The 2,398-nt window shown below is 67.5% G+C and carries 3 protein-coding genes; 2 read left to right on the forward strand and 1 reads right to left on the reverse strand.

What is annotated here, in order from left to right:
• The first annotated feature begins 15 nt into the window (after positions 1-15).
• Both RMO04_RS01210 and RMO04_RS01215 read left to right on the forward strand, forming a co-directional pair.
• Complete coding sequence (locus tag RMO04_RS01210; protein ID WP_309642975.1) at positions 16-150, forward strand: YfbK domain-containing protein; 135 nt, start codon at positions 16-18, stop codon at positions 148-150.
• 187 nt (positions 151-337) lie between these two features.
• Positions 338-1,558 carry a glycosyltransferase gene (locus RMO04_RS01215; RefSeq protein WP_309642973.1) on the forward strand — a complete coding sequence of 407 codons (1,221 nt, stop codon included), beginning with the start codon at positions 338-340 and terminating at the stop codon, positions 1,556-1,558.
• On the opposite strand, the gene RMO04_RS01220 is transcribed toward RMO04_RS01215, so the two are convergent.
• The coding region (locus RMO04_RS01220; RefSeq protein ID WP_309642974.1) for an acyl-CoA dehydrogenase family protein at positions 1,555-2,398 on the reverse strand (844 nt) is incomplete at its 5' end. The two genes, RMO04_RS01215 and RMO04_RS01220, sit on opposite strands and share 4 nt — an antisense overlap.

The raw sequence follows: 2,398 nt of genomic DNA on the forward strand, positions 1-2,398 counted from the left end.
CGGGGCGATCCCCGCGTGGAAGACCGATTTGGATGGCCGCAGGTCGCCGCGCTGGCCCAGGGCGCGCGCGGCCAGGACCCCTTCGGCCTGCGCGCCGAGTTCGTTCAGCTGGTTCGTAACGCTGACGACGCGCGCGCGCTGAACGACTAACGTCACGCCCGTCATCCCGTGCGTCGCGCACGGGATGACGAACGGGTGATCCAGTGTCAAACCTCCGAAGAAATCAGCGAATAGACTCGCGCGATCTGATATTTTAGGTCCGAGGCTGGCGTGGGCAGAACCAATCGCCTCCGCCGTTCGTTGCATTGAAGAAGGCAGTGCAGAAGAGAGGGCGCGGGTGTTTGACGTCACTGATTCCCACACCGAGAACCTGATCCGACTGAACCCGGCCGACGCGCCCCATTTCGGCGCGCCCGGACGTGTCGGGTTCCACCTGATCGACACCACGATGATGTATGCGCCCCGCTCCGGCGGGGTGAAGCGCTACCTCCATCAGAAGCGCGCCTGGCTGCTGAAGCGCAGACCCGACATCGGTCATACGCTCGTGGTGCCTGGCGCGACGACGGGGCTGGACGCCAACGGCGTGGTCACCGTGGCGGCGGCTCGCCTCCCCTTCGGCGATGGCTACCGGATGCCGGCCTCCATGACGAAATGGGAGACGGTGATCCGGATGCTGGAACCGGACATCATCGAGGCTGGCGACATCTTCGTGCCGGGCCATGCGGCGCTGGAAGCCGGCGAGGCCTTGAGCGTTCCGGTGGTCGGCTTCTGCCATACCGACGCCGCGGCCTTGGCCGCCATTCACTTTGGCGACTGGGCGGAGGCGCCGGCCATGAAGCGTTGGGCGGCGACCTATCAGCGGTTCGACCGGGTGGTGGCCCCCAGCCGCCACATCGCCGGGCGCCTGGCCGAGGCCGGGGTCGATAAGGTCAGCGTCCAACTCCTAGGCGTCGACACGGAGCTGTTCCATCCCGCCCGCGCCGACCGCGCCGGGCTGTTGAGGCGGCTGGGCCTGAAGTCCAACGCCCGGCTGCTGGTCTTCGCCGGCCGCCCCGCGCGGGAGAAGAATATTGAAAGCCTGATCTGCGCCGTTGAGCGCCTGGGCGAGCCCTATCACCTGCTGCTGATCGGCGCGGGCAAGGACACCAACTATTCGCCGCGCGTGATCCCCATGGACTACGAGCACAGCCCGGAAGCCCTGGCCGGCGTGATCGCCAGTTGCGACGCCCTGGTCCATGCCAACGAGAACGAGCCGTTCGGACTTGTGGTGCTTGAGGCGCTCGCGGCGGGCTTGCCCGTGGTGGGTCCCTCGCGGGGCGGGATCGCCGAGCTGATCGACGAGACCGTCGGACAGCGGGCGCGCAACGTCGACCCGGCCGGCATGGCCGAGGCGATCGAGGCCCTGTTCGCCCGAGACGTCGAGGCCTTGAAAGCCGCTGCTCGGCGTCGCGCCGAGCAGCGTCATAGCTGGGACAACACCTTCGAAGGCCTGACGCGCATCTACGGCGAACTGGTCGCCGGCCGCTCGTCCGACGCCCCGCTGGCGCTTCGGGCCTAACGCCCGGTCGGCAGGTCCTTGAACGGGATATCCTTGTCGACGCGGATATCGCCGGGCAGACCCAAGACGCGCTCGGCGATGATGTTGCGCAGGATCTCATCGGTGCCGCCGGCGATCCGCAGGCCCGGCGCGAACATCACCGAGGAATGGAAACCGCCGTGCATCGGGGCGAGGTCCGGATCGTTTATGATCCCGTACTGATCCAGCATCTCCACCGCCGCGTTGCCCAGCTCCTGCATCTGGACGGCCGAGATGATCTTGCCGATCGAGCTCTCCGGCCCAGGCGTCTGACCCCGCGACAAGGCGGTCATGGTGCGGTTGCGGGTGTGCTTCAGCCCCTCGGCCTGGACATACCAGTCGGCCAGCTTCTCACGCAGGGACTGATCCTTCAGCGCCGACTGCCCATCGAGCCCGGGCGTTTCGCGCGCCGTCTCCAGGAACTGCGCCCAGCCTGTGCCGGTCGCCCCGCCGACCGCCAGCCGTTCGTTCATCAAGGTGACCAGGCTGACCTTCCAGCCCTCGCCCACCGCGCCCAATCGCTGGCTGTCCTTGACCCGCACGTCGGTGAAGAACACCTCGTTGAACCCGGAGCCGCCGGACATCTGATGGATCGGCTTCACCTCGATGCCCGGATCGCGCATGTCGATCCAGAACATGGTCAGGCCCTTATGCTTGGGCACGTCGGGGTTGGTCCGGACGATGACGATGCCGTAGTCCGAGAACTGGGCGCCCGTCGTCCACACCTTTTGGCCCGAGATCAGCCAGTCGCCCGAGCCGTCCGGAGCCAGCTCGGCCTTGGTCCTGGCGCCGGCGACGTCCGAGCCGCCGGACGGTTCGGAG

The sequence above is a fragment of the Phenylobacterium sp. genome (assembly GCF_031412415.1).
Lineage (GTDB): Bacteria > Pseudomonadota > Alphaproteobacteria > Caulobacterales > Caulobacteraceae > Phenylobacterium.